Genomic DNA, 25,875 nt, shown 5'->3' with positions numbered 1-25,875 from the left:
TTTTTTACGGAAAAGGGCTACTTCAGCCGCGGCACGATCGCGCTGTACTTCTCCAGCAGCGCCGCGTTCGCCTCGTCGCCGCCTGCCACGTTGGAGCTGCGCCACAGCGGGACGTCGAGACCCTCGGCCGTCCCGCGGTCGTAGACCTGCGCGAGCACCAGGTTCCACAGGAACGCGTTGACCACAGTGGACAGCGGCGCGGTGCGCGGCGCGTCCGGCGGGTAGCTCGCGTCGCCGGGGATCACCAGCGAGTCCAGCACGACGGTGCCCTGCTCGACCAGCGTGCTCGACGACCGCCGCGGCGCCGCCGCCACGCACGCCCGCGACGTGATCGCGATGACCGCCGCCCCGCGCTCGCGGGCCTCGATGCACAGCTCGACCGGGTACGGGTTCGACCCGGACGTCGAGAACACCACCAGCACGTCCTCGGGTCCTGGCGCGCGCTCGGCCAGCACCTCGGCGGCCAGGCCGGTGCGCCGCTCGGTCTTCGTGCTGCTCACCGCGCCGTGCAGCGGGAGCAGGTCCGGGTGGTACAGCGGGTAGACGCAGGCCAGGCCGCCGGCCCGGTAGAACGTCTCGGCGACGGCGGCCAGCGAGTGCCCGGCCCCGGCGGTGTAGACCAGTGCGTCGGCCCGGATCACCCCCAGCACCAGATCCGCCGCTTCGCGCACTGCCTCGGCGTTGGCCTGCTCGACGTCCGCCAGTTGCTTCGCGACGCTGCCCGAGATGTCCGTGGCGCTCACCACACCCACCCTTCCGTAGGGGACCGGGCGCCGAATCTACCGCGAAGATGGTGGTACGCGGTGGAATAGCCCGGTGGGCGGGCGGGGTTGACCCGGATGCGGGCGACGGGAGGACACGGGTGAGCGAAGCGGAACCGGCGGTGTCGGTGTGGCCGGCACGCGGGCGGACCGAGGCGGTCGTGCTCGTGCTGCACGGCGGCACCGAGCGCAGCACGGGCAGCGTGCCGCCCTGGAAGTTGGCCTACCTCCGGATGGTCCCGATCGCGCGCGCCCTGCACCGGGCCGGCCGCAAGGACGGCGTCGAGGTGCGGCTGCTGCGCAACCGCCGGTACGGCTGGAACGCTCCCGTCCTCGACCCGGTCGACGACGCCCGCTGGGCCCTCGAGCGGATCCGCGCCGACCACCCGGGCCTGGCGGTCGTGCTGGTCGGGCACTCCATGGGTGCCCGGGTGGCGCTGCGCGTGGCCGACGACCCGGCCGTGCGCGGGGTCTGCGCGCTGGCACCGTGGACGCCGCGGGGCGAGCCGGTGGACGCCGTCGCCGGGCGTTCGGTGCTCATCGTGCACGGCACCCGCGACCGGATGACCAGCCCCGCCGAGTCGCACGCCTTCGCCGAACGCGCCGAGGGCGTCGCCGCCCGCGTCGCCCGGTTCGAGATCGCCAACGAAGGACACGCGATGCTCCGCCGGTCGTCCGTGTGGACCCGGCTCACGATTGCTTTCACACTGGAAGTGCTCGCCGGGGACACCGCTGACGAGCTCCGCGGAGCGTGGGCCGCACCGGGGCCCGAGCGGCTGCGAATACCCGTGTGACACCACCCCGAACAGGGCATATTGCGAAGCGCGCCGCGGGGGTGCCGCGACTACGATCGATCACCGGCGCACCTGGCCGGCCGGAGGGAGAACCCGTGACCACCTCGAGTGTTGACCGCGCTCAGGACATTCCCGACGAGTCCCGTTGGCCGGGTCTGGCCAGCCCGCCGCAGTCGGCGCTGCGCGCGCGGATCGCCGCCGCGTTGTTCCGTCGCGCGGTCCGCCCGCTGGACGTGCGGGTGACGTTCCCGGACGGCACCGTGCTCGGCGCCGGCGGGCCGGAATCGCCCGAAATGCGTATTCTGCGCCCCGAGTCCTTCTTCCACCGCCTCGGTGTCGACGCCAAGATCGGCTTCGGCGAGTCCTACATGGCCGGCGACTGGACCGCGTCCGACCTGGCCGAGGTGCTGACGCCGTTCGCCGAGCGGATGGCCACCCTCGTGCCGCCGGTGCTGCAGAAGTTCCGGCGGATCGCCGAGCGCACGCAGCCGCCGGCCGAGGAGAACACCCTCGAAGGCGCGCGGGCCAACATCCACCGGCACTACGACCTGTCCAACGACCTCTTCGGCACCTTCCTCGACGAGTCGATGATGTACTCCTCGGCGCTGTTCGGCCCCGGCGAGGACCTCACCGCCGCCCAGCACCGCAAGATCGACAGCGTGCTGGACTACGCCGGCGTCCGCGCGGGCAGCGAGGTCCTCGAAATCGGTACCGGATGGGGTGAACTCGCCATCCGCGCCGCGGCCCGGGGCGCCACCGTGACCTCCCTGACCATTTCGGAGGAACAGCGGGCGCTGGCCACCGAACGCATCGCGGCGGCCGGGTTCTCCGACCGCGTCGACGTGAAGCTGTGCGACTACCGCGAGTCGAGCGGCCAGTACGACGCCGTGGTCAGCGTCGAGATGATCGAGGCCGTCGGCGCGTCCTACTGGCCGGCGTTCTACGCGACGATCGGGGAGCGGCTGCGCCCCGGCGGGCGGTTCGGCCTGCAGGCCATCACCATGGACCACGACCGGATGCTGGCGGCCTCGCGCGCCTACACCTGGATCCACAAGTACATCTTCCCCGGCGGCATCATCCCGTCGGTCCGCTCGATCGAGGACGGCCTGGTCGCGAACACCCGGCTCAAGCTGGCCGGGATGCGTGAGTTCGGCCAGGACTACGCGCACACGCTACGGTTGTGGCGCGAACGGTTCCTGCACCGCTGGACCGACATCGCCGGGTTCGGGTTCGACGACGTCTTCCGCCGGATGTGGGAGTTCTACCTGGCCTATTCCGAGGCCGGGTTCCGCTCCGGGTACCTCAAGGTGCACCAGTTCGGCTACGAGGCGACCGACAAGTAACTTCGCCGGACAACCCGACCCCGGTGCCGCACGTCCTCCTTCCGAGGACGTGCGGTCTACTGACGACGACACGTTTGTCCGGATCGGGATTGGGTGATGGGTGATGACGTACCGTGGCGATGACGGCGGGCGCCGGATGCCGCCGCCCCGGCCCGGCGGGCGCTCCCGCGACCACCAGCGCGCGCAGATGATGCCGCTGCCCGGCCGCGGTCAGAGCCCGTACGACGAGCGGACCCGCCCGATGGGTACCCGCGAGGACGAGCGGCAGTACGCGCCGCCTCCGCCGCGCCAGGACCCGCCCCGGCGCCCGGTCGACGACGACTACCCGCCGTCCCGGCCACCGCGCCGGCGTCGCTGGGGCTTCGGCCGGATCCTGCTGACGCTGCTGCTGGTGTTCGTCGTCTTCTTCGCCGGCATCTGGGTCTACCTGGAGTTCTCCATCAAGCGCGTGGACGCGCTCACCGACTACTCCGGCCGCCCGGTCGCGGCGTCCGGCACCAACTGGCTGATCGTCGGCTCCGACAGCCGCGAGGGGCTCACCACCGAGGACGAGGAACGCCTGGCCACCGGGGACGTGGCGGCCGCCGGCGGCGGGCAGCGCACCGACACGATCATGGTCGCGCACCTCCCGGACAACTCCACCAAGCCGACGCTGCTGTCGCTGCCGCGCGACTCGCAGGTGGCGATCCCCGGCCACGGCAAGAACAAGATCAACGCGGCGTTCTCGCTGGGCGGGCCGAAGCTGCTCGCGCAGACCGTCGAAGGCGCGACCGGGCTGCACATCGACCACTACGCCGAGATCGGCTTCGGCGGGTTCGCCAAGATCGTCGACGCGATCGGCGGTGTCGACATGTGCATCGACCAGGACATGAACGACACGGTCACCGGGATCAGCATCAAGGCGGGCTGCCCCCAGACGCTCGACGGCCGCTCGGCGCTGGGCTTCGTCCGGATGCGCCACAGCGACGCGACGCCGCGCTCGGACCTCGACCGCGTCGCCAACCAGCGCAAGTTCATCGGCGCGCTGGTCAGCCAGATCGCCAGCCCGGGCACGCTGCTCAACCCGTTCCACTTCTTCCCGCTGCTGGGCTCAGGCCCGGACGCGCTGACCATGGACTCGGGCGACCACGTGCACAACCTGGCCGGCCTGGCGATCGCGATGCGCGGGATCTCCTCGGGCGGCGTGGTGACGACGACGGTCCCGGTGACCAACGGGTCGGCGGAGAACTGGGACAAGACCAAGTCGAAGCAGCTGTTCGACGCGCTGAAGAACGACACGGAGATCCCGGACAGCATCATCGTCAATTAATTCGGGAGCGCTCGAGGGCTCGGCCGGGGCACCATGGGACCCATGGAGACCCCGGCCGAGACTTTGACCCGTGACGAGTTTTCGCTGACCCGCTGGCGTTTCGAAGACGCCGTCGCGGTGCAGGCCGCGGTCTCGGGCTCCGGCGAGCACCTGGCCGACTGGGTGCCGTGGGCGGCCGGCGGCTACACGGACGAGGACGCGGCCGCGTTCCTGCGGCTGACGCACGAGAACTGGGAGACCGGCCGGGCGTACGAGTGGGGGATCCGGGCCGGGGGTTCGCTCGCGGGGGCCGTCGGCGTGATGACCCGCGAGGGCGGCGTCGAGATCGGCTACTGGCTGGCGAAGGACTTCACCGGCCGCGGCCTGGTGACCCGCGCGGTCGAGCTGGTGCTCGAAGACGCGTTCCGCCGCGGCGCGGGGTATGCGGAGATCCGGCACGACGAGGCGAACGTCCGAAGTGGAGCGATTCCGGCTCGGCTCGGGTTTTCGTTCGTGCGCAAGGAACCCGGGGACGCCGGCGACCGGCCGGTCGCGTGCGTGGGCGTCAAGCAGGTGTGGCGGAAGGAGAAGCCGTGAAGTCGTCGTACATCGAGAGCGGTTTCACTCTCGCTCGCTGGCAGTCCGAGGACGCCGATGTGCTGGGCGCGGCGGTCGCCGGGTCGCTGGAGCACCTCGGCGCGTGGCTGATCTGGGCGACCGATGGCTACACCGCCGAAGACAGCGCCGAGTTCCTGGAGCGCACCCGGAAGCACTGGGAGACCGGGGAAACGCACGACTTCGCCATCCGCGTCGGCGACAGCGTCGCGGGCGGCATCGGCGTGATGGCGCGTGAGGGCGGCGTCGAGATCGGCTACTGGCTGGCGCGGGACTTCGTCGGCCGCGGTCTGATGACGCGTGCGGTTTCGCTGCTGACCACCGAGGCATTCCGGCTCGGCGCGGGGTACGTCGAGATCAAGCACGACGAGCGGAACGTCCGCAGCGGGGCGGTACCCGAGCGGCTGGGCTTCGTGAAGGTGCGCGAAGAGCCCGCCGAGAAGCCGCTCGCCCCGGCGTGCACGGGCACCAACCATGTCTGGCGATTGGAGCGGCCGTGAGAGAGACACTGGCTTTCCCGCGCGGAACCGAGTCGAGCCACCGGTGGCTGTGCCAGCGCCGTGACTTCACGAACCGGGCCGAGAAACGCGGGAACCGCGCGGACGCGCACGAGTACGCGATCCGGCGGCCTGGCGGCCGGCGGCGCCGGCGCGACAGCCCGAGGGGGTGGCCGGCGGCCGGAGTGTGCCGGCCGCGGCCTTGGCCGCCCCGCGGGTGGCGTCGCTGACGCTCAGGAGACCTTGTTCCGCTCCCGCAGCACCTTGAGCGCCTGGTCGGCGTGGACGGTGAAGTTCAGCTCGCTCTTGATCTTCTCGAGGATCTTCCGGTCCTCGCCGATCACGAACGTGGCGCGCTTGGCGTGCAGCGGCAGCAGCTTCCGCCAGACGCCGAACTGCTTGGCGACCTCACCCTCCACATCGGACAGCAGGGGGTAGTCGAAGCTGTTGGCCTCGGAGAACTGGCGCTGCTTGGTGACGCCGTCCGGGCTGATGCCGATGCGGTGCGCGCCGACCTCGGCGAACTCGGCGGCGAGGTCGCGGAAGTGGCAGCTCTCCGCCGTGCAGCCGCCGGTCATCGCGGCCGGGTAGAAGAACAGCACCACCGGGCCGGTGGCCAGGAAGTCCGACAGCGTGCGGTCGGCGCCCTGGTCGTCGGGCAGCGTGAAATCGGGGGCGAGGTCTCCGGCGTCCATGGAGGTCCCTTCTCGTCGGCGGCAGAACCCATCCTGCCGGGTCTTCGGAGCCGCCGCGGAACCGGCTTGGTCTTCCCCCGCCGAAGCGCCCCAATGTGGCCTTGGTTGCGTTCAACGCACCCATGGGGCCCTTCGGTGCGTCGAACGCACCGAAGGCCACATCGGGGCGCTCGGGTCAGGGGGCGGGGTGCCGGGCGATGAGCTCGTCGACCTCGTCGCCGGTCGCCGAATCGCTCACGAACGGGCCCCGGGCCGCCAGGACGCCCAGCTGCCGCAGCCGGGCCGCCTGCTCGTGCGTGCGGACGCCCTCCGCGCCCACCCGCAGCTGCAGCTCGCGGGCGCGCGTGACCAGCTGCGTCAGGTGCCGCAGCGCCGGCTCCGGCGGCGAGTCCGTGTCCAGCGCGTCGACCACCGCGCCCGAGAGGACCACGTGGTGGACCGGCAGCCCGCGCTGGGGGATCAGCTCCAGGTCCGCCGAGCCGGAGATCGTCAGCACCAGCTGCGTGCCCAGGTCGGACAGCACCGCGAACGAGTCCAGCACCTCGCCGCCCGGGTCGAGGACCGATTCGCGGTCCGTGCACAGCCGGAGCGCGTTCGGGGGCAGCTCGTGCTTGTCCAGCTGCTCCCTCACCAGCAGCACCAGGTCCGGGTCGATCGCCAGCCTCGTCGGCAGCTGGACGCACACGTCCGGGGCCGCCGAACCGAAGCGCGCCCGCCAGCGGGCCGTCGCCGCCAGGGACTCCGCCAGGAGCCAGCGGCCCAGCGGCACCGTCATGCCCGTGGTCTGGGCCAGCGGGTAGAACTCGTCGGAGCCGAGGTCGCCCTTCTCCGGGTGGTTCCAGCGCAGCCCGGCGTTGACCGCGGCGAGGCGGTCGGGGTCGGCGAGCTTCACCGTCGGCTGGTAGACGAGCGAGAACTCGCCGTTCTCCAGCGCCCCGGCGATCACCGCGCCCAGCTGGTAGCGGCCGCGGTCGCGGGCGTCCAGCTCGGGGTCGAACAGCATCCACTGCGCCTTGCCGGCCTCCTTGGCCCGGTGCAGCGCGATCTCCGCCGCCCGCAGCAGCTCCGCCCCGCCGCCCTCGACGGCCGCGCGCACCACGATGCCCGCGCTCGCGCTCACGCCGATGCCGTGGCCGCCGAGGTAGATCGGCTCGTTGAGGTCCTCCAGCGCCCGTTCGACGAGTTCGACGACCTCGGACGCGCTGAGCTCGCCCCGCAGCAGCACCGCGAAGCCGTCACCGGACAACCGCGCCACGAACCCGTCGTGGTGGCCCGTGAAGACGGCGGACAGCTTGCCGGCGACCCCGCGCAGCACCTGGTCGCCGACGCCGGCGCCGAGGCCGTCGTTGACCACCTTGAAGCCGTCCACGTCGAGGTAGATCAGCGCGATGTCGTCGCGCGCGCCGGCGCCGAGCGTCGCTTCGAGCTTGGTGGTGAACGACGACGCGTTCGGCAGCCCGGTCAGGGGGTCGTGCACGTTCTGGTGCAGCAGCCGTTCCTGCAGCAGGTGCAGCTCGTTCGCGTCGGACACCATCAGCACCGGGTAGACCGAGCCCGGCCGGTCACCGGGCAGCCGGGCGAGGGTGACGTCGGTCCAGAGCTGCCCGTCCTCGGTGTGGTCGAGCAGCATCCGCTCCTGGTAGCGCTCACGCCCCGAGCGCACCTTCTCGAGCCCCGCCTTGAGCCGCGAGACGTCGTGGTCGGTCGAGCCGAGGTCCGTGAGGTGCCGGCCCCGCAACCGGTTCGGCGAGCAGCCGAGCAGCTGGCCGAGCGCGAGGTTGGCCTCCACGATCTCGCCGTCCGGGCCGGCCAGTGCGATCCCCATCGGCGACGCGGCGTAGAGCGCCGTGAACCGGTGCAGGGCGCCGCCGTGGCCCGAGCCGGCGTGGTCGACCGCGTCGTGCGCGATCTCCAGCAGCAGCGGTTCGAGCTCTTCCAGGGGAAGTGTTACTCCTTTGGTGTCGGCCAACGTCGCCGCCCACCGGCGCGCCACGTCCAGCAGTCCTGGCGCGGCACCGGACTCAGGCACACTCCACCCTCTTCACGCACAGGTCAGGCCAGTTCAGACACGGTGTCGGGGATCATGAAGCCACACTAGGTACCCCTCACCCGTGACCGATGCCACGTCATCATGCGCGTAACGGGGTGTCTACCGGCTGAACGAGTGAACGAATCTCCACATGCGGTAACTTTTTGTCACACGGCGTATGCAATGGTGGACAGTGTTGGTCGGCGTTGGTCAGCGTTGGTCGGCGGCACGGGTCAGCGAGGGGTCAACCGGACCGGGAGACCGTCGGCGGGCACCGGCAGGGACACGTAATCCCACTTCGCGGTGTAACTCTCCGGAACCGACCAGCGGTGGGCCCGCAGCATTTCGTGCATCAGCAACTTCACCTCGAGACCGCCGAAGTGGAGCCCGATGCACTTGTGCGCGCCGCCGCCGAACGGCATCCACGCCATCCGGTGGGACTTGTCCTCGCGGCGCGGCTCGGCGAACCGCTCGGGGTCGAACTCGAAGGGGTTCGTCCAGCACTCCGGCGTGAAGTGGTTGATCGTCGGCGAGACGCCGCACAGGGTGCCCGCGGGGATATAGTGGCCGAGCACCTCGGTGTCCTTGACGGTCTGGCGGGTCAGCGACGGCACCGGCGCGACCAGTCGCAGCGCTTCCTTCATGACGAGGTCGAGGGTTTCGAGCTTGTCGACGGCGTCGATGTCGAGGACGTCGTCGCCGAGGGCGAGGGACTCCTCGCGGGCGCGTTCCTGCCACTCGGGGTGCTTGGCGAGGTAGTACGCCATGGCGCTGCTGGTGATGGTCGTCGTGTCGTGCGCGGCCATCATCAGGAAGATCATGTGGTTGACGATGTCGGTGTCGGTGAACCGGTCGCCGTCCTCGGTGGTGGCGTGGCAGAGCGCGGTGAAGAGGTCGTCGCCGGCCGACTTCCGCTTGGCGGGCAGGGTTTCGCTGAAGTAGCGCTCGAGGACCTTCCGCCCGTGCAACCCGGCCGACCAGCGCCCGCCGGGCACCGGGAAGCGCACCAGCGCGGTGCCGGCGCGCACGGAGCTGACGAACGCGCGGTTGATCCGGTGGGCGTCGCCGCCGCTGCGCATGCCCATGAACACGCGCGTCGCGACGTCGAGGGTCAGCTGCTTGAGCGCCCAGTACAGCCGCGGCCGCTCGGTCGACCCCCAGCTCGCGACGCCTTCGCGCAGCGCCGGGCCCATCTCGTTGACGTAGCCGACGAGCCGCTGCCGGGTGAACGCCTCCTGCATGATCCGGCGGTGCAGGTGGTGCTCGCCGAAGTCCATCAGCATCAGGCCGCGCTCGAAGAACTTCTCGATGAAGAACTTCCAGCCCTCCTGCGAGAACGCCTTGTCCTTGTTGACGAGCGCGATCTGCGTCGCCTCCGGCCCGGACAGCGCGACGATCCGCCGGCCGAACCCGCCGGTCCACGACACGGGGCCGTAGAGCTCGTAGCGGCGAAGGCCGAAAGCGGGCCCGAAGCGCATCATCTCGAGCATGTGCCCGACGACCGGCGGGCCTTCGTCACCGAGGACGGGCTTGAGGCCGCTGCCCGCGGGCGGCGTCGCGAGTTCCTTGACGGGCCAGCGCGAGTGCAGCCAGCGTTCGTCGACCCGATGGGGGAGGGGGAGCGAGGTCAGCGGCGGCACGCGTTCGCGCAGTGCTTCGGCGGCTCGGCTCACGGTGCCCGGCAAAGTGACCATCTCCCCGCTGAGATCGGCTACCCCTCCACGATGCACCCTTGTTGGCGATGTGACAACACCTGGGCCGCCCTCTTTTCGGGTGGCTTCTCAGCGCGCCGCCGCGCGGCGGAACTCGCTGGGGTTCGCGCCCCGGACCCGTTTGAACGCGGCGCTGAACCCGAACGGGTCGGCGTACCCGACGGCGCGGGCGACCTCCGCGACCGTCTTGTCGTCCCGCTCGGCCAGCAGGTCGGCCGCGAGCGTCATGCGCCGGCGGGTGAGGTAGGTCAGCGGCGGCTCACCGACCAGGTCGGCGAACCGCTTGGCCAGCGTCGACCGCGACACCCCGGTGCGGTCCGCCAGCGCCCCGACCGTCCACGGCGCGGCCGGTTCGGCGTGCAGGAGACGCAGCGCCTGGCCGACCACCGGGTCGCGCTGCGCGGTCCACCAGGCCGGCGGTTCGCCGCCGGGCCGGTCGAACCACTCGCGCAGGGTGCAGACCAGCATCCAGTCGAGCAGCCGGTCGAGCACGACCTGCTGGCCGGGCGCGTCGACGGCGACCTCGGCGGCGAGGTGGTCCAGGACGGCGTCGCCGGTGCCCCCACCTTCGACGCGCAGGACGGCGGGCAGTGCGTCCAGCAGCCGGGCGCCGATCTCACCGCGCACCGGGTAGGCGCCGACGATCAACGTCGTCGCGCCGTCGCCGGGGTCGTGCCAGCCGCGGCGGTGCCGCGTCCCGCCTTCTTCGGGTGTCGCGCAGTGTTCGCCGCAGGACACCGGCTCGGCGCCGGTGCCGACCTCGTCGACGAAGGAGAAGGTTCCGGGCCCGCGCACGACGACCGTGTCGTAGGCGTTCAGCGGCACGGGCTCGCCGTGCTCCGGCGCGATCCAGCCGCTCCCGTCGAGGACGGTGCACAGCGTCAACGGCGCGCCGTCGACGAAGTGCAGCGCCCAAGGCGCGGACAGGGTCGAGCTGCCGAACAGCGAGCCGTGCGCTCGCAGGTCACCGAACGCGTCCACGCCCTCAGGTTAGACGATCGGACAGGCATTCCGGGGTCTCAGCCATGGGATCGTCCGAGCCGGTCGGGTTGACTGGACGGCATGACCGCGTTGACCGAGCAGGACCTCGAGTTCCTCCGCCGCCCGCTGCACGGATTCCTGACCGTGGCAGGCGGCCAACCGCGCCCGGTGTGGTTCGAGGCCGCTGCCGACGGCACGATCCAGCTGTTCTCGGAACCCGATGCGCCCAAGGTGCGCCGCCTGCGCCGCGACCCCCGCGCGTCTCTCGTGGTCGCCGCGCCGGTGGGCGAACGCGAGCGGTGGGTTTCGGCCGCCGGCCGCGTCACGGTGGAACCCGACGGCGCGCATGACCTCGCCGCGCGCCTGGCCGCTCGCTACTGGGACCTCGACGACCCGGCCCGAGCGGCCGACCTCAAGGGAATCCTGGCCACGGACCAGGTTCGGCTGGTCCTGCACCCGGAAACCGTGCACCGCTACGCCTACTGAACGGCCCCGGGCGGGCGCACCGCCCGGGGCGTTCGCCTCAACCCAGCTCGGCGCGCACCTCCCGGGCCGCTTCGACCAGGTTCCGCAGCGCCGGCTCGACCTCCGCATACCCGCGGGTCTTCAGCCCGCAGTCCGGGTTCACCCACACCCGCGAAGCCGGCACCGCGCCCACCGCCGTCCGTAGCAACGAAGCCACTTCGGACGACGAAGGCACTCGCGGAGAATGGATGTCGTACACCCCCGGCCCGACGCCGCGGCCGAAGCCGCCCGCGTTCAGGTCCGTGAGCACCTCCATCTTCGAACGCGCCGCCTCGATCGACGTGACGTCCGCGTCCAGCGCGTCGATCGCCGGGAGCACTTCCCCGAACTCCGAGTAGCACATGTGCGTGTGGATCTGCGTCGCGTCGGCGATCCCGGACGTCGCCAGCCGGAACGCCGACACCGCCCAGTCGAAGTACGCCCGATGCGCGCGGGACCGCAGCGGCAGCAGCTCCCGCAGCGCCGGCTCGTCGACCTGGACGACGCGGATACCCGCCGCCTCCAGGTCGTGCACCTCGTCGCGGATCGCCAGCGCCACCTGCCGCGCCGTCTCGCCGAGGGGCTGGTCGTCGCGGACGAACGACCACGCCAGGATCGTCACCGGGCCCGTCAGCATGCCCTTGACCGGCTTCGCGGTCAGGCTCTGGGCGTACCGCGCCCACTCGACCGTCATCGGCGCCGGCCGCGAGACGTCGCCGTAGAGGATCGGCGGGCGGACGCAGCGGGAGCCGTAGGACTGCACCCAGCCGTGCGCGGTCGCCGCGAAACCGGTCAGCTGCTCGGCGAAGTACTGCACCATGTCGTTGCGCTCCGGCTCGCCGTGCACGAGGACGTCGAGGCCCAGCTCCTCCTGCAGCCGGACGACCCGCTGCACCTCCGAACGCATCGCGGCGGCGTAGCCCGCGTCGTCGAGCGTGCCCGCGCGGTGCGCCGCCCGCGCCTTGCGGACCTCCAGGGTCTGCGGGAACGAGCCGATCGTCGTGGTCGGCAGCGGCGGGAGACCCAGCGCGGCCTGCTGAGCCGCTGCCCGCTCCGCATACGGCGCCCGGGCGACGTCCGGAAGCGCGGCCAGCCGGGCGCGGACGCCGGAGTCGGCCAGTTCGGCCGCCGAGGCGCGATCGGCGACGGCGGCACGCGCGCCGGCCAGGTCCGCGTCCTCCCCGCGCAGGGCGCGACCGAGCAGCACGACCTCGTCGACCTTCTGCCGCGCGAACGAGAGCCACCCCGCGAGCCGCGGGTGCAGGTCCTCCCGCGCGACGTCGTAGGGCACGTGCAGCAGCGAGCACGACGTCGACACGCTGACCGACTTCGCGACGCCGAGCAGGGTCGCGGCCCGGCTCAGCGCGCGCTGCGGGTCGGTCCGCCAGACGTTGCGCCCGTCGACGACCCCGGCCAGCACCTCCTTGTCCCGCAACGCCGGTTCGGCGGCGACTGCGTCCACAAAGGACTCGTCGGTGACCAGGTCGACGGCCAGCGCGTCGATGGGGGAGCGGGCCAGCGCGCCGAGGCCGCGGCCGAGTCCGCCGAAGTACCCGGCGACCAGCAGCTTCGGCCGGGCGGCCGCCTTGCCGAGCCAGTGGTACGCGCGGATCAGCGCGTTCAGCTCGGCCTCGGTGCGGTCGGCGGCGAACGCGGGCTCGTCGAGCTGCACCCACTCGACACCTTCGTCGTGCAGCCGCGCCAGCAGTTCGGCGTAGCGGGGGAGCAGGGTGTCGAGCAGGTCCAAGGGGCGGAACCCGTCGGTGCCCTTGCTCAGCAGCAGGAACGTCACCGGCCCGACCAGCACCGGCCGCGTCTCGATGCCGAGCGCACGAGCTTCCCGGTATTCGTCGAGGGGCTTGGTCCCGGCGAGGGTGAACTCGGTGTCCGGCCCCAGTTCGGGGACGATGTAGTGGTAGTTGGTGTCGAACCATTTGGTCATCTCGAGCGCCGGCGCGTCCTGGACGCCCCGAGCGGCGGCGAAGTACGTGTCGAGCGGCGAAAGACCGGGCCGAGCGGGCAGCGCGCCGAACAGCTCGGCGGTGTCGAGCACCTGGTCGTAGTGCGAGAACGTGTTGGACGGGACCGAGTCCAGCCCGGCGTCCCGCAGTTCCAGCCAGGTCCGCTGACGCAGTTCGCGGCCGACGGCCAGCAAGGCGGCTTCGTCGATCTTGCCCGCCCAATAGCGTTCCAGAGCGCGCTTGAGCTCCCGGTCCGGGCCGATCCGGGGGTAGCCCAGCACAGTGGTGCCGATGGTCACAGCTCTCTCCTCGCGAGCTAGTCCGAAGAGTCCGGACGCGCGCGAAGGCGAGCGTTTCGGTCGTGCCCATCCCGCGAGGCCCGGACTCGCGCACGCCGTCGGCGCACGCACCACGGGCAGGTCTTCGGACTCGTGGGCGCACTGCGCAGTCCTACCGGCCGTCGCTTCCCAAGCTCGCGCTCAGTGCTTCTTGACGGCTTTCGTTCCCACTCACCGCTGCGGGGCAGTCCCGGATTCGCGCCGGGTTCCCTGTTGCCTCCCCGGGGCGAACCCCGGGGAACCAGTGGCGAGTCCGAGTCTAGGTCACTTGTCCAGGTTGACGGTGAAGAAGTCGGTGAGCTTGCCGACAGCGAGATCGACGTACTCGCGCTTGTCGTAGAGGTCGACGTGGCTGGCGCCCTCGATCCAGTGGATCTCCGCGGGGCCGGTGGCGCGCCGGTGGGCTTCCAGGCCCATCCAGGCGGTGACGGCGCGCTCGCCGAGGACCTGCAGGATCGGGCGCGGGCCGATCAGCGGGACGGCGTGGAAGACGTCACTCGAAGCCATCTTGTCGACGCTATCCCAGGTGAGGAACTTCGCCGAGCGTTCGTGGTAGCCGCGGGGGCCGCAATAGTACTCCCAGCCTTCGATGCCGTGCTCGCCACCGAGCGCACCGGCCTGTGCGGCGGTCTCGGGGAACAGGGTCAGCACGCCGGGGTCTTCGCCGCGGGCGGCGGTCGTCCGGGCCTGGGCGGCGGTGTCGAGCAGGCCCTGGAAGACGGCCGGGTCCTGGGTGCCGTCGGCGCCGTAGCGGAACTGGCGGGCGGGTTCGGCGGTGCACACGGTCGCGACGGCCTTGACCCGGTGGTCACCGCCGGTGGCGGCGAGCGAGTAGCCGCCGGAGGCGCAGATGCCCAGCAGGCCGATCCGGCCGGCGTCGACCTCGGGCCGGGTGGTGAGGAAGGAGACGGCGGCCTTGAAGTCCTCGATCCGCTGGGCGGGATCCTCCAGGCCGCGCGGCAGGCCGCCGGACTCGCCCTGGTATGCGGCGTCGAAGGCGAGGGTCACGAAACCCTGCTCGGCCAGCAGACTTGCGTAGGTGCCGGAGGTCTGTTCCTTGACGCCGGTGCCAGGGTGGCCGACCACGAGGGCCCGGCCGTCGGCGTCGTCGGGAACGTAGAGGTGCGCGGCTATGTCGAGGCCGGCGCTGGTGAAGGTGACGGTGGTGGTCATGGCTCCACCATCGACCCGCGATGTGCCCGGGAAAAGCGGCGGGTTCCTGCCTGGGAAGAATCGTTCCCAGGCAGGAACCCGGAGGGAGATCAGTCCCAGTCGAGCGCGCCGCCTGACTGGTACTCGATGACGCGGGTCTCGAAGAAGTTCTTCTCCTTCTTCAGGTCCATCGCCTCGGACATCCACGGAAACGGGTTCTCGGTCTCGCCGAAGATCGGCTGGAGGCCGATCTGCTGCGCGCGCCGGTCGGTGATGAAGTGCATGTACTGCTCGCACAGCTGCGCCGACAGGCCGAGCATGCCGCGCGGCATGGTGTCGCGTGCGTACGCGACCTCCAGCTCGCACGCGTCCTTGAGCATCCCGCGGACCTCTTCCTGGAACTCGGGCGTCCACAGGTGCGGGTTCTCGATCTTGATCTGGTTGATGCAGTCGATGCCGAAGTTCAGGTGGATCGACTCGTCGCGCAGGATGTACTGGTACTGCTCGGCGATGCCGACCATCTTGTTGCGGCGGCCGAGCGAGAGGATCTGCGCGAAGCCGGTGTAGAACCACATGCCTTCGAAGATCACGTAGAACGCGACGAGGTCACGCAGGAACGCCGTGTCGGCCTCCGGCGTCCCGGTCTCGAAGTCCGGGTCCTCCAGGTGCTGCGTGTACTTCAGCGCCCACGCGTCCTTGTCCGAAATGGACGGGACCTCGCGGTACATGTTGAACAGCTCGCCCTCGACCAGGCCGAGGCTCTCGCAGATGTACTGGAAGGTGTGCGTGTGCACGGCCTCCTCGAACGCCTGGCGCAGCAGGTACTGGCGGCACTCGGGGTTCGTGATCTGCCGGTACACCGCGAGCACGATGTTGTTGGCCACCAAGGACTCCGCGGTCGCGAAGAAGCCCAGGTTGCGCTTGAGCATCTGCCGCTCGTCCTCGGTGAGGCCGTCCTTCGACTTCCACAGCGCGATGTCGGCCTGCATGGCGACCTCGGTCGGCATCCAGTGGTTGTTGCAGCCGGCCAGGTACTTCTCCCAGGCCCAGGTGTACTTCATCGGCAGCAGCTGGTTGACGTCGGCGCGCGCGTTGATCATGCGCTTGTCGTCGACGTTGATCCGGGCGGCCCCGACCTCGATCTCACCGAGGCCGGTGGCGCCGGTCGTCTCCACGTTGGTCATGTCTCAGGGGTTCCTTACTGGCAGGCTTCGCAGTCGGGGTCGTCGATGCGGCAGGCGGCGCCTTCGGTGGCGACGAAGTCGACGTCGGTCTTCGGCAGCTCCTGGGACTCCGGCTTCGGAGCCGGGGTCACCGGCACGGCCGGAACCGAAGCCGAGGGTGCCGGTGCCGGGGCCGGAGCGGCGGCGGGGGCCGCCGGAGCCGAGGTGGCCGAGACGGCGTTCAGCTTGCCGTCGGTGCCGCGCAGGGTGCTCTTCTCCACGTGCGTCGCGGACTGCGCCCGCAGGTAGTACGTGGTCTTGAGGCCCTTGTGCCACGCGTAGCGGTACAGCTCGTCGAGCTTGCGGCCGCTCGGCGCCGCGATGTACAGGTTCAGCGACTGCGCCTGGTCGATCCACTTCTGGCGCACCGAACCGGCGTCGACGATCCACTTCGACTCGATCTCGAACGCCGTCGCGTACAGCGCCTTGAGGTCGTCCGGCACGCGGTCGATCTGGCCGAGGCTGCCGTCGAAGTACTTGAGGTCGCTGACCATGACCTCGTCCCACAGGCCGCGGGCCTTGAGGCTCTTGACCAGGTGCGGGTTGACGACGGTGAAGTCGCCGGACATGTTCGACTTGACGAACAGGTTCTGGAACAGCGGCTCGATCGACTGGCCGACCCCGGAGATGTTGGAGATCGTCGCGGTCGGCGCGATCGCCATCACGTTGGAGTTGCGCATGCCGACGGTCTTGACGCGCTCGCGCAGCGGCGCCCAGTCCAGCGTCGACGAGGTGTCGACGTCGAGGCCGTCACCCTGGCGGGCGTCGATGAGCAGCTGCATCGAGTCGATCGGCAGGATGCCCTTGCTCCACAGCGAACCCTCGAACGTCTGGTACTGCCCGCGCTCCTCGGCGAGGTCGGTCGACGCCGAGATCGCGTAGTAGGACACGTGTTCCATGGAGACGTCGGCGAACTTCACGGCCTCGGCGGAGGCGAACGGGACGCCGATCTCGAACAGCGCGTCCTGGAAGCCCATGATGCCCAGGCCGACCGGGCGGTGGCGCAGGTTGGAGCGGCGCGCCTCCGGGATCGTGTAGAAGTTGATGTCGATCACGTTGTCCAGCATGCGGACGGCCGTGCGCACGGTCTTCTCGAGGCGCGCGGTGTCCAAACCGGACGGCGTGACGTGCTTGAGCAGGTTCACCGAGCCGAGGTTGCAGACCGCGACCTCGTCGGTGGTGGTGTTCAGCGTGATCTCGGTGCACAGGTTGGACGAGTGCACGACGCCGACGTGCTGCTGCGGCGAGCGCAGGTTGCACGGGTCCTTGAACGTGATCCACGGGTGGCCGGTCTCGAACAGCATGGTCAGCATGCGCCGCCACAGGTCGACCGCGCGGATCCGGCGGAAGACCTTGATCTCGCCGCGGTCGGCCATCGCCTCGTACTCGCGGTAGCGGGCGGAGAACTCGTTGCCGTAGAGGTCGTGCAGGTCCGGGGTCTCGTTCGGCGAGAACAACGTCCACTCGGCGTTGGCCTCGACGCGGCGGAGGAACTCGTCGGGCACCCAGTTCGCGGTGTTCATGTCGTGGGTGCGCCGGCGGTCGTCACCGGTGTTCTTGCGCAGGTCGAGGAACTCCTCGATGTCCACGTGCCACGTCTCGAGGTACGCGCAGGCCGCGCCCTTGCGCTTGCCGCCCTGGTTGACGGCGACCGCGGTGTCGTTGGCGATCTTGAGGAACGGCACGACACCCTGCGACTGGCCGTTGGTGCCCTTGATGTGGGCGCCGAGGCCGCGGACCGGGGTCCAGTCGTTGCCGAGGCCGCCCGAGTACTTCGCCAGCAGCGCGTTGTTCTTGTAGGCCTGGAAGATCGAGTCCAGGTCGTCGTCCACCGTGGTCAGGAAGCAGGACGACAGCTGCGCGCGGGTGGTGCCCGAGTTGAACAGCGTCGGCGTCGAGGCCATGAAGTGGAACGTCGAGAGCAGCTCGTAGAACTCGATGGCGCGGGCTTCGCGGTCGTCCTCGCGGATCGCCAGGCCCATCGCGACGCGCATGAAGAACGCCTGCGGCAGCTCGAAGCGGGTGCCGTCGTGGTGCTGGAAGTACCGGTCGTACAGGGTCTGCAGGCCGAGGAAGCCGAAGTCGAGGTCACGCTTGGCCTCGATCGCGGCGGTGATCTTGTCCAGGTCGAAGGACAGCAGCTCGCCGTCGACCAGCTCCAGCTCGACGGCGCGGCGCAGGTAGGCGCGGAAGTACGCCGGGTACTCGGTCGCCATCTCGTCCTGGCTGGCCAGGCGCGGCTTCTTCGCCAGGTAGCTCAGCGCTTCGCCGCGCAGCTTGTCCAGCAGCAGCCGGGCGGAGACGTACGAGTAGTTCGGCTCCTGCTCGACCAGCACGCGGGCGGCCAGGACCTGGGCCAGGGCCAGCTCGTCGGCGCTGATGCCGTCGTAGAGGTTGCGCTTGGCCTCGGCCAGCACGGGCTCGGCGCTGACGTCTTCGAGGCCGGCGACGGCCTCGCCCACGACGTGGGAAACGCGGGCCCAGTCGAGCGGGCGGAGGATGCCGTCGACACCCTTGACGTTCAGCGCGACCTCGGTGGCGGCGGGCTTGATGGCCTCGCGGGCCTTCATGCGCTCGTCGCGGTAGAGGACGTACGCGCGGGCGACCTTGTGGTGCTCGCCGCGCATGAGGGCGAGCTCGACGATGTCCTGGATCTGCTCGATGTGCAGGGCGGTCTCGGGGCCGGCGTGGCGCAGCAGGGTGGTCTCCACCTGCTGGGTCAGCTCGGCGACGACGTGGTGCACGCGGGAGGACGCGGCGGCGTCGCCGCCCTCGACCGCGAGGAACGCCTTCGTCAGCGCCACCGAGATCTTCCCGGCGTCGAACGGCGACACGCTGCCGTCCCGCCGGATGACCCGGATCGCGGTGGGGGTATCGGCGGCGGCGGGCGGCCGCTGACCGGTTTCGACTGACATGCGTGTCTCCAAGTTTTCAGGCGCGTTGGATCGCCGCACGGCCGCACAAGGCCGTGCGCTGCAGGTTCTTCAAAGCTGCCCGGCAGTACTCTGCAGCGGTCTCCCCGTCGCTGGGCGCTGCCGGTCATCAGAGACTACATGTAGGGGTGATCGACCGCACGGGCCCCAAGGGGTGGCGTGTCGCGGGCTCACCCTGCCGGGTTACGCGATCACCCAGAGGTGCTGCTCAGGCCGCGGAACAGGGCGGTGAGGGAGTAGGTTTCCGGGCCTCGCGGCCGCGCTCAGGCGCCGAAGCGCAGCTGGGACGCGGGGAGCTCCAGGCTCGTCACCGGCCGCCGCCCGGCGAGGTAGCCCAGCGGGCCCTCCGGGTTGAAGCTCCAGTCGGCCGAGGCCGGGCGCGGGCTGATCCTCGCCCCGACCGGGGTCCGCAGCAGGCCGTCGCGTTCCTGGACCACCTCGAACGACGTCGGCAGGCGCACCGGCAGCCCGGCCCGGCGCCGGAACGCCGCCGTGGCGATCCAGTCGTCCGCCGTCGCCGCCGTGGCGGTGAACGTACGGCCGCCGGTGAAGTCCAGCGTCGCCAGGTCCTTCGGGATGGCCCACAGCTCGCGGCCGCCGGCGAGGGACGCCTCGCTGTCGACCCAGATCTCGGTGATCGAGCAGGAAACCCGCCGTGCCTTGATCGACACCGCGGCCAGCAGTTCGTGGTACGCCATCTGCCCCGGCGGGGTGTAGTCGATCCACGCGGTGAACACGGACGCGTGCCCGGCGAGCACCAGCGGCTCGGCGGGAACCTCGGGCAGGTCCGCCACCGGCACACGCCAGATCGACACGCGTGCGTCCGCGACGAGGTTCCAGGGCTGCGGCGGGTAGAGGCTCATTTCTCCAGCCAGGGCAGGTAGTCGGGCAGGTCCTGGTCGACGCGCAGGCCCCACGATGGTGGCCGCTTCTGCAGGAACGACATGACTCCCTCGACGGCGTCCGCATTCGCGCCGAGCCCGCCGATCAGCTTCGAGTCGAGTTCGTGCACCGGGAACGGCGACTCGGCGCTCGCCATCCGGTAGAGCAGCTGCCGGGTGACCGCGACGGACACCGGCGCGGTGTTCGCGATCAGCTCGCGAGCCAGCTTGTACGCCTCGTCGAGCACGGTTCCGGTGGGGAAGACCTGGTGCACCAGGCCCTTTTCGAGGGCTTCCGCCGCGGGGAAGACGCGGCCGCTGATCATCCAGTCGAGTGCCGTACCCATCCCGACGAGCCGGGGGAGGAACCACGCCGACGCGCCTTCGGGGTAGATGCCGCGGCGGGTGAAGACGAAGCCGAACCGGGAGTCCTCGGAGGCGAGGCGGTAGTCGCAGGGGAGCGTGATGGTGCTGCCCGCGCCGACGGCCGCGCCGTGCAGGGCCGCGATCACGGGTTTGTTCATCGTGAAGATCCGCTTCGAGCAGCGGCCGGCGGGTTCCTGCCAAGCCGCGTCGGGGCCGGTCGCGGGATCGAAGTCGAAGCCGCCCTGCGAGAGGTCGGCGCCCACGCAGAAGTCCTTGCCGGCGCCGGTCAGCACGACGACGCGGACGTCCTCGTCGCGGTCGGCGCGGTCCATTGCCTCGCCGAGCTCGTCGGCCATCCGGATCGTGTAGCCGTTGCGCGCCTCGGGGCGGTTCAACGTCACCGTGGCGATCCGGTCCGCGACGGCGTAGGTGGTCTCGGCCATGCCGATGAAACTAAGGCAGACCGACACTACTGGCAAGATGTCAATAGTGTGTCCGCAGCGCCCGGGACGAAACAATCAGGCGTGCTTGATTTTTCCGGCGGCCGGTGCCACCCTGGCCGCAGGACGCAAGGAGGCGGCGATGGCGGATCTCGGCGTGATCCTCGGGGATCTCGACGCGGAGACACGGACGATCGACGACGTGGTGGCGAACCTGCCCGCGTCCGACTGGGCGCGCGCGACGCCCGCCGAGGGGTGGACCATCGCGCACCAGGTCGCGCACCTGGCCTGGACCGATGAGAAGGCCCTGATCGCGGCGGCCCACCCGGAAGACTGGCAGGCCGAGGTCGAAGAGCTGCTCAAGGGCGGTGAGCACTACGTCGACGACGGCGCCGCCGAGGGCGCCGAACAGCCTCCCCGCGAGCTGCTCGAACGCTGGCGGACCGGGCGGGCGCGGCTGGCCGAGGCCCTCGCCGCGGTGCCGGACGGGCAGAAGCTGCCCTGGTACGGCCCGCCGATGAGCGCGGCGTCGATGGTGACCGCGCGGCTGATGGAGACCTGGGCGCACGGCCAGGACATCCACGACGCCCTGGGCCTGACCCGCGAACCGACGGCGAGGCTCTGGCACGTCGCGCGCTTCGGCACGCGCACCCGCGACTTCGCCTATCTGCTCAACTCCCTCGCGCCGCCGGCCGAGGAGTTTCGCGTCGAGCTGGTCGCGCCCGACGGCTCCACCTGGGCGTTCGGGCCCGAGGACGCCGAGCAGAAGCTCACCGGCAGCGCCGTGGACTTCTGCCTGGTCGTCACCCAGCGGCGGCACCCGGCCGACACCGACCTCGTCGCGCAGGGCGCCGACGTCGAGGAGTGGCTGACCATCGCGCAGGCCTTCGCGGGACCTCCCGGGGAAGGCCGGAAGCCGGGGCAGTTCGCATGACCTACCGCATCGGCAACGCGTCGGGCTTCTACGGCGACCGCTTCTCCGCGGTGCGCGAGATGCTCACCGGCGGCCCCCTCGACGTCCTGACCGGCGACTACCTGGCCGAGCTGACCATGCTCATCCTCGGCCGCGACCGGATGAAGGACGCGAACCGCGGCTACGCCAAGACGTTCCTCCGTCAAATGGAGGAGAACCTCGGCCTGGCCCGGGAAAAAGGCGTCAAGATCGTCGCCAACGCGGGCGGGCTCAACCCCGCCGGCCTGGCCGACGCCCTGCGTGAGCTGGCCGGCAAGCTCGGCCTCGACGTCAAGATCGCGCACGTCGAAGGCGACGACCTGGTCGCCCGCGCCGACGAGCTGAACCTCGGGAAACCGTTGACCGCCAACGCCTATCTCGGCGCGTGGGGCATCGTCGAGTGCCTGAACGCGGGCGCGGACGTCGTCGTCACCGGGCGCGTCACCGACGCCTCGGTGATCGTCGGCCCGGCGGCCGCCCACTACGGCTGGGCCCGCGACGACTTCGACGCGCTCGCCGGCGCGGTCGCGGCCGGGCACGTCATCGAGTGCGGCGCCCAGGCCACCGGCGGCAACTACGCCTTCTTCACCGACCACTCCCTGGGTGTGCCGGGGTTCCCGATCGCCGAGATCGAGGCCGACGGCTCCAGCGTCATCACCAAGCACCCGGGCACCGGGGGAGTGGTGACCGCCGGCACGGTCACCGCGCAGCTGCTGTACGAAATCACCGGTGCGCGGTACGCCGGGCCGGACGTCACGACCCGGTTCGACACGCTCTCGCTGACCGAAGACGGGCCCGACCGCGTCCGCATCTCCGGCGTCCGCGGGGAAGCCCCGCCGCCGACGCTGAAGGTCGCGCTCAACACCCTCGGCGGGTTCCGCAACGAGACGACGTTCGTCCTCACCGGACTCGACATCGAGGCGAAAGCCGCACTGGTGCGCGAACAGCTCGAAGCGGCGCTGAAGGAACGGCCACCCGCCGACGTCAAGTGGACGCTGGCCCGGACCGACCACGCCGACGCCGACACCGAGCAGACCGCCAGTGCCCTGCTGCACGTCGCGGTCAAGGACGCCGACCCCAAGGTGGCCGGGCGCGCGTTCACCGGTGCCGCCGTCGAGCTGGCCCTGGCCAGCTACCCCGGGTTCCACGTCACCGCGCCGCCGTCCGACGCTTCGCCGTACGGCGTCTACACCGCGGCCTATGTGGACGCCGGGCAGGTCCCGCACATCGCTCTGCTCCCGGACGGGATGCGGGTCGACATAGCGCCATCCACGTCCACTGTGGAGTTGTCCGATGTGGACGAGCCCGCGCTGCCCGAGCCCCTCGACCACGGCCCGGTCCGCCGGGCACCACTGGGAACGATTGCCGGCGCTCGCAGCGGGGACAAGGGCGGCAACGCCAACCTCGGCGTCTGGGTGCGGTCCGAGGAGGCCTGGCGGTGGCTGGTGCACCGGCTGACCGTCGCCGAGTTCAAGCTGCTGCTGCCCGAGACCGCCGACCTACCGGTGACGCGCTACCTGCTGCCGAACCTCTGGGCGATGAACTTCGTCGTCGAGGGCATCCTCGGCGAGGGTGTCGCGTCGCAGGCCCGGTTCGACCCGCAGGCCAAGGCATTCGGGGAATGGCTGCGGTCCCGCGAAATCGACATCCCCGAGGTGCTCCTGTGACCGATCCCTTCCGGACGCCCGAGCGGGCCGAGCTGCGCAAGACCGTGCGCAAGTTCGTCGAGCAGGAGGTCCTGCCGCACCTCGACGACTGGGAACGCGCCGGCGAGCTGCCGCGGGACCTGCACCGCAAGGCCGGCGACCTCGGACTGCTCGGCGTCGCGTTCCCCGAGGAGATCGGCGGGGGCGACGGCAACTACCTCGACGCGCTCGTCGTCGCCGAGGAGATGCACTACGCCGGCGGGTCCGGCGGGCTGTTCGCGTCGCTGTTCACCTGCGGCATCGCCGTCCCGCACATCGCCGAGGCGAACGACCCGGTGCAGATCGAACGCTGGGTCCGCCCGACCCTGGCCGGAGACAAGATCGGCTCCCTGGCAGTTACCGAACCGGACGGCGGATCCGACGTCGCCGGGATCCGGACCACCGCGGTCCGCGAGGGCGACGAGTACGTCATCAACGGCGCCAAGACCTACATCACCTCCGGCTGCCGCGCGGACTTCGTGACGACGGTCGTGCGCACCGGCGGCGAGGGCGCCCACGGGCTCTCGCTGATCGTCGTCGAGCGCGGGACGCCCGGGTTCACCGTCTCCCGCAAGCTCGAGAAGATGGGCTGGCTCTGCTCCGACACCGCCGAACTGTCCTACGTGGACGTCCGGGTGCCGGTCGAGAACCTCGTCGGCGCCGAGAACAGCGGGTTCGCGCAGGTCGCCACCCAGTTCGTCACCGAACGGCTTTCCCTGGCCGTGCAGGCGTATTCGCACGCCCAGCGGGCGCTCGACCTGACGCTGGACTGGTGCCGGCTGCGCGAGACCTTCGGCCGTCCGCTCATCTCGCGGCAGGTCGTGCAGCACAAGCTCACCGAGATGGCGCGCAAGACCGACGTCGCGCGCACCTACGCCCGGCAGGCCGCGATCCGGCACGTCTCGGGCGAGGAGGTCATCGCCGAGGCCTGTTTCGCCAAGAACACCGCCGTCGAGGCCGCCGAGTGGGTGGTCAACGAGGCCGTCCAGCTGCACGGCGGGCTCGGCTACATGCGCGAGGCCGAAGTGGAGCGGCACTACCGCGACGTCCGCATCCTCGGCATCGGCGGCGGCACCAACGAGATCCTCACCGGCCTGGCCGCGAAGCGATTGGGATACACCTCATGACGACCCTGAGGTCCACTGTGGACACGCGAGCCGCCGAGTTCGGCGCGAACCGCGAGGCGATGCTCGAGAAGCTCGCCGAGATCGACACCGAGCAGGCCAAGGCCGTGGCCGGCGGCGGCGAGAAGTACGTCGAACGGCACCGCAAGCGCGGAAAGCTCCTGGCACGCGAACGGATCGAGCTGCTGCTCGACGAGGACTCGCCGTTCCTGGAACTGTCGCCGCTGGCGGCCTGGGGCACCGACTACCGCGTCGGCGCGAGTCTCGTGACCGGCATCGGCGTCGTCGAGGGCGTCGAGTGCCTGGTCTCGGCGAGCGACCCGACGGTCAAGGGCGGCGCGAGCAACCCGTGGACGACCAAGAAGAGCTTCCGGGCCTCCGACATCGCCGCGCAGAACCGGCTGCCGTCGATCAACCTGGTCGAGTCCGGCGGCGCGGACCTGCCCACGCAGAAGGAGATCTTCATCCCGGGCGGCCGGATCTTCCGCGACATCACGCGGGCTTCGGCCGCGGGCTGCCCGACGGTCGCGCTGGTCTTCGGCAACTCGACGGCGGGCGGGGCGTACCTGCCCGGCATGTCGGACTACGTCGTGATGGTCAAGGAACGCGCGAAGGTGTTCCTCGGCGGCCCGCCGCTGGTCAAGATGGCCACCGGGGAGGAGTCCGACGACGAGTCGCTCGGCGGCGCCGAGATGCACGCGCGCACGTCGGGCCTGGCCGACTACCTGGCCGTCGACGAGCAGGACGCGATCCGCCTGGGCCGCAGCATCATCAAGCGGCTCAACTGGACCAAGCAGGGGCCGACGCCGAAGCCGGAGTACGCCGAGCCCGTCTACGACACCGAGGACCTGCTCGGCATCGTGCCGACCGACCTGAAGGTGCCGTTCGACCCGCGCGAGGTCATCGCCCGGGTCGTCGACGGCTCCGACTTCGACGAGTTCAAGCCGCTCTACGGCTCTTCGTTGGTGACGGGCTGGGCGAGCATCCACGGCTACCCGGTCGGCGTGCTCGCCAACGCCCAAGGCGTGCTGTTCGGCGAGGAGTCGCAGAAGGCCGCGCAGTTCATCCAGCTGGCCAACCAGATCCACACGCCGCTGGTGTTCCTGCACAACACGACCGGCTACATGGTCGGCAAGGAGTACGAGCAGAGCGGCATCATCAAGCACGGCGCGATGATGATCAACGCCGTCTCGAACTCGAAGGTGCCGCACCTGTCCGTCCTCATGGGAGCGTCCTACGGCGCCGGGCACTACGGGATGTGCGGCCGGGCCTACGATCCCCGCTTCCTGTTCGCGTGGCCGAGCGCGAAGTCCGCGGTGATGGGCCCGGCGCAGCTGGCCGGCGTGCTGTCCATCGTGGCCCGCGCGGCCGCCGAGAGCCGCGGCCAGGAGTACAACGAGGAGCACGACAAAGCCATGCGCGCCATGGTGGAAGGCCAGATCGAGGCCGAGTCGATGCCGATGTTCCTCTCCGGCATGCTCTACGACGACGGCATCATCGACCCGCGCGACACCCGCACCGTGCTGGGGCTGAGCCTGTCCGCGATCCACAATGGACCAGTGAAGGGCGCCGAAGGCTTCGGCGTCTTCCGGATGTGAGTG

Annotated in this window: 21 protein-coding genes and 1 riboswitch; of the genes, 10 read left to right on the top strand and 11 right to left on the bottom strand. The window is 70.7% G+C overall.

Going from position 1 to position 25,875, the window contains the following annotated elements; all coding sequences use genetic code 11:
• Positions 1-17: 17 nt before the first annotated feature.
• The gene (locus AB0C38_RS16125; RefSeq protein ID WP_360672988.1) at positions 18-746 is read right to left on the bottom strand and encodes an SIS domain-containing protein; all 729 of its coding nucleotides are present in this window, start codon (positions 744-746) and stop codon (positions 18-20) included.
• A gap of 116 nt (positions 747-862) precedes the next feature.
• On the opposite strand from AB0C38_RS16125, the gene AB0C38_RS16120 reads away from it, so the two are divergent.
• The 5 genes from AB0C38_RS16120 to AB0C38_RS16100 all read left to right on the top strand — a co-directional run bounded on the left by AB0C38_RS16120 (position 863) and on the right by AB0C38_RS16100 (position 5,301).
• The gene (locus tag AB0C38_RS16120) at positions 863-1,555 is read left to right on the top strand and encodes an alpha/beta fold hydrolase (RefSeq protein WP_360672985.1); all 693 of its coding nucleotides are present in this window, start codon (positions 863-865) and stop codon (positions 1,553-1,555) included.
• Between the two features lie 95 nt (positions 1,556-1,650).
• On the top strand, positions 1,651-2,898 hold the full coding sequence (locus AB0C38_RS16115; RefSeq protein WP_360672982.1) for a cyclopropane-fatty-acyl-phospholipid synthase family protein: 1,248 nt from the start codon (positions 1,651-1,653) through the stop codon (positions 2,896-2,898).
• Positions 2,899-3,001: 103 nt separating this feature from the next.
• The gene (locus AB0C38_RS16110) at positions 3,002-4,207 is read left to right on the top strand and encodes an LCP family protein (RefSeq protein ID WP_360672979.1); all 1,206 of its coding nucleotides are present in this window, start codon (positions 3,002-3,004) and stop codon (positions 4,205-4,207) included.
• 42 nt (positions 4,208-4,249) lie between these two features.
• The gene (locus AB0C38_RS16105) at positions 4,250-4,783 is read left to right on the top strand and encodes a GNAT family N-acetyltransferase (protein WP_360672976.1); all 534 of its coding nucleotides are present in this window, start codon (positions 4,250-4,252) and stop codon (positions 4,781-4,783) included.
• Complete coding sequence (locus tag AB0C38_RS16100; protein WP_360672973.1) at positions 4,780-5,301, top strand: GNAT family N-acetyltransferase; 522 nt, start codon at positions 4,780-4,782, stop codon at positions 5,299-5,301. Before AB0C38_RS16105 ends, AB0C38_RS16100 begins: the two co-directional genes overlap by 4 nt.
• A gap of 230 nt (positions 5,302-5,531) precedes the next feature.
• Here AB0C38_RS16100 and AB0C38_RS16095 read toward each other — a convergent pair whose 3' ends face one another.
• The 4 genes from AB0C38_RS16095 to AB0C38_RS16080 form a co-directional block, all read right to left on the bottom strand.
• The gene (locus AB0C38_RS16095; protein WP_360672970.1) at positions 5,532-5,993 is read right to left on the bottom strand and encodes a peroxiredoxin; all 462 of its coding nucleotides are present in this window, start codon (positions 5,991-5,993) and stop codon (positions 5,532-5,534) included.
• A 175-nt stretch (positions 5,994-6,168) separates the two neighbouring features.
• Positions 6,169-7,986, bottom strand: coding sequence for a diguanylate cyclase (locus AB0C38_RS16090; protein ID WP_360673403.1), 1,818 nt, complete (start codon positions 7,984-7,986; stop codon positions 6,169-6,171).
• A gap of 269 nt (positions 7,987-8,255) precedes the next feature.
• Complete coding sequence (locus AB0C38_RS16085; protein WP_360672967.1) at positions 8,256-9,716, bottom strand: cytochrome P450; 1,461 nt, start codon at positions 9,714-9,716, stop codon at positions 8,256-8,258.
• A gap of 87 nt (positions 9,717-9,803) precedes the next feature.
• Entirely contained in the window at positions 9,804-10,715 is a 912-nt protein-coding gene (locus AB0C38_RS16080) for an AraC family transcriptional regulator (protein ID WP_360672964.1), read from the bottom strand.
• A gap of 81 nt (positions 10,716-10,796) precedes the next feature.
• On the opposite strand from AB0C38_RS16080, the gene AB0C38_RS16075 reads away from it, so the two are divergent.
• Positions 10,797-11,201 carry a pyridoxamine 5'-phosphate oxidase family protein gene (locus AB0C38_RS16075; protein WP_360672961.1) on the top strand — a complete coding sequence of 135 codons (405 nt, stop codon included), beginning with the start codon at positions 10,797-10,799 and terminating at the stop codon, positions 11,199-11,201.
• 37 nt (positions 11,202-11,238) lie between these two features.
• Here AB0C38_RS16075 and metE read toward each other — a convergent pair whose 3' ends face one another.
• The 6 genes from metE to AB0C38_RS16045 all read right to left on the bottom strand — a co-directional run bounded on the left by metE (position 11,239) and on the right by AB0C38_RS16045 (position 20,516).
• A complete protein-coding gene (gene metE, locus AB0C38_RS16070; protein WP_360672959.1) occupies positions 11,239-13,479 on the bottom strand; it encodes a 5-methyltetrahydropteroyltriglutamate--homocysteine S-methyltransferase in 2,241 nt (746 codons plus the stop codon).
• A 97-nt stretch (positions 13,480-13,576) separates the two neighbouring features.
• Positions 13,577-13,779, bottom strand: a riboswitch (cobalamin riboswitch).
• Positions 13,780-13,782: 3 nt separating this feature from the next.
• A complete protein-coding gene (locus AB0C38_RS16065) occupies positions 13,783-14,691 on the bottom strand; it encodes an alpha/beta hydrolase (RefSeq protein WP_360672956.1) in 909 nt (302 codons plus the stop codon).
• A gap of 89 nt (positions 14,692-14,780) precedes the next feature.
• Positions 14,781-15,854, bottom strand: coding sequence for a ribonucleotide-diphosphate reductase subunit beta (locus AB0C38_RS16060; protein ID WP_323330286.1), 1,074 nt, complete (start codon positions 15,852-15,854; stop codon positions 14,781-14,783).
• 14 nt (positions 15,855-15,868) lie between these two features.
• Positions 15,869-18,808 (bottom strand): ribonucleoside-diphosphate reductase subunit alpha, encoded by a 2,940-nt coding sequence (locus AB0C38_RS16055; protein WP_360672953.1) that lies wholly within the window; start codon positions 18,806-18,808, stop codon positions 15,869-15,871.
• A 281-nt stretch (positions 18,809-19,089) separates the two neighbouring features.
• Positions 19,090-19,689 carry an acetoacetate decarboxylase family protein gene (locus AB0C38_RS16050; RefSeq protein ID WP_360672950.1) on the bottom strand — a complete coding sequence of 200 codons (600 nt, stop codon included), beginning with the start codon at positions 19,687-19,689 and terminating at the stop codon, positions 19,090-19,092.
• Positions 19,686-20,516 (bottom strand): enoyl-CoA hydratase-related protein, encoded by an 831-nt coding sequence (locus tag AB0C38_RS16045; protein ID WP_360672947.1) that lies wholly within the window; start codon positions 20,514-20,516, stop codon positions 19,686-19,688. Before AB0C38_RS16045 ends, AB0C38_RS16050 begins: the two co-directional genes overlap by 4 nt.
• Before the next feature lie 139 nt (positions 20,517-20,655).
• On the opposite strand from AB0C38_RS16045, the gene AB0C38_RS16040 reads away from it, so the two are divergent.
• The 4 genes from AB0C38_RS16040 to AB0C38_RS16025 are packed head-to-tail and all read left to right on the top strand — an operon-like array spanning position 20,656 to position 25,872.
• Entirely contained in the window at positions 20,656-21,447 is a 792-nt protein-coding gene (locus AB0C38_RS16040; RefSeq protein WP_360672944.1) for a TIGR03084 family metal-binding protein, read from the top strand.
• Positions 21,444-23,132 (top strand): acyclic terpene utilization AtuA family protein, encoded by a 1,689-nt coding sequence (locus tag AB0C38_RS16035; protein WP_360672941.1) that lies wholly within the window; start codon positions 21,444-21,446, stop codon positions 23,130-23,132. The genes AB0C38_RS16040 and AB0C38_RS16035 overlap by 4 nt, the downstream gene beginning before the upstream one ends.
• Positions 23,129-24,277 (top strand): acyl-CoA dehydrogenase family protein, encoded by a 1,149-nt coding sequence (locus tag AB0C38_RS16030; protein WP_360672939.1) that lies wholly within the window; start codon positions 23,129-23,131, stop codon positions 24,275-24,277. Before AB0C38_RS16035 ends, AB0C38_RS16030 begins: the two co-directional genes overlap by 4 nt.
• Positions 24,274-25,872: a carboxyl transferase domain-containing protein gene (locus AB0C38_RS16025; RefSeq protein WP_360672936.1), complete on the top strand. Its 1,599-nt coding sequence runs from the start codon at positions 24,274-24,276 to the stop codon at positions 25,870-25,872. The genes AB0C38_RS16030 and AB0C38_RS16025 overlap by 4 nt, the downstream gene beginning before the upstream one ends.
• The last annotated feature ends 3 nt before the right edge of the window (positions 25,873-25,875 follow it).

The organism is Amycolatopsis sp. NPDC048633 (assembly GCF_040650695.1).
Taxonomy (GTDB): Bacteria; Actinomycetota; Actinomycetes; order Mycobacteriales; family Pseudonocardiaceae; genus Amycolatopsis.
Note: the sequence above shows the minus strand (reverse complement) of the source record. Positions and strands in the feature narration are given on the sequence as shown.

Excerpts from the sequence above, each read along its gene's own strand:
- AB0C38_RS16110 (WP_360672979.1), top strand. The coding sequence starts at position 3,002 with ATGACGTACCGTGGCGATGACGGCGGGCGCCGGATGCCGCCGCCCCGG.
- AB0C38_RS16105 (WP_360672976.1), top strand. The coding sequence starts at position 4,250 with ATGGAGACCCCGGCCGAGACTTTGACCCGTGACGAGTTTTCGCTGACC.
- AB0C38_RS16095 (WP_360672970.1), bottom strand. The coding sequence starts at position 5,993 with ATGGACGCCGGAGACCTCGCCCCCGATTTCACGCTGCCCGACGACCAG.
- AB0C38_RS16085 (WP_360672967.1), bottom strand. The coding sequence starts at position 9,716 with ATGGTCACTTTGCCGGGCACCGTGAGCCGAGCCGCCGAAGCACTGCGC.
- AB0C38_RS16075 (WP_360672961.1), top strand. The coding sequence starts at position 10,797 with ATGACCGCGTTGACCGAGCAGGACCTCGAGTTCCTCCGCCGCCCGCTG.
- AB0C38_RS16065 (WP_360672956.1), bottom strand. The coding sequence starts at position 14,691 with ATGACCACCACCGTCACCTTCACCAGCGCCGGCCTCGACATAGCCGCG.
- AB0C38_RS16060 (WP_323330286.1), bottom strand. The coding sequence starts at position 15,854 with ATGACCAACGTGGAGACGACCGGCGCCACCGGCCTCGGTGAGATCGAG.
- AB0C38_RS16055 (WP_360672953.1), bottom strand. The coding sequence starts at position 18,808 with ATGTCAGTCGAAACCGGTCAGCGGCCGCCCGCCGCCGCCGATACCCCC.
- AB0C38_RS16050 (WP_360672950.1), bottom strand. The coding sequence starts at position 19,689 with ATGAGCCTCTACCCGCCGCAGCCCTGGAACCTCGTCGCGGACGCACGC.
- AB0C38_RS16045 (WP_360672947.1), bottom strand. The coding sequence starts at position 20,516 with ATGGCCGAGACCACCTACGCCGTCGCGGACCGGATCGCCACGGTGACG.
- AB0C38_RS16040 (WP_360672944.1), top strand. The coding sequence starts at position 20,656 with ATGGCGGATCTCGGCGTGATCCTCGGGGATCTCGACGCGGAGACACGG.
- AB0C38_RS16035 (WP_360672941.1), top strand. The coding sequence starts at position 21,444 with ATGACCTACCGCATCGGCAACGCGTCGGGCTTCTACGGCGACCGCTTC.
- AB0C38_RS16025 (WP_360672936.1), top strand. The coding sequence starts at position 24,274 with ATGACGACCCTGAGGTCCACTGTGGACACGCGAGCCGCCGAGTTCGGC.